Below are 255 nucleotides of genomic sequence, written 5' to 3'. Positions count from 1 at the left end.
GATATATCAAAATTAAGTTTTGATGTTGCTATTAAAAATGAAAACGAGAAATATTCACATTTTAAGTTTAGCAATGATAGTGAAGGCTTTGCAAAATTCACAGAATTACTAAAGCCAGATTGTGCTACATGTGTAATGGAAGCCAGTGGTCCTTATTATTTAAGATTAGCCACCTTTCTGTCTAATAAAAAAATATCAGTTTGTGTAATAAATCCTTTAGTGATCAGACGTTTTAGTCAAATGCGAATGTCACGA

1 protein-coding gene is annotated in these 255 nt (G+C 30.6%); it reads left to right on the top strand.

The window, feature by feature from the left end; all coding sequences use genetic code 11:
- The coding region (locus ACHRV5_RS22505) for a transposase (RefSeq protein ID WP_395428351.1) at positions 1-255 on the top strand (255 nt) is incomplete at both ends.

The organism is Flavobacterium sp. FlaQc-52 (assembly GCF_044007495.1).
Lineage (GTDB): Bacteria > Bacteroidota > Bacteroidia > Flavobacteriales > Flavobacteriaceae > Flavobacterium > Flavobacterium cupriresistens.
Note: the sequence above shows the minus strand (reverse complement) of the source record. Positions and strands in the feature narration are given on the sequence as shown.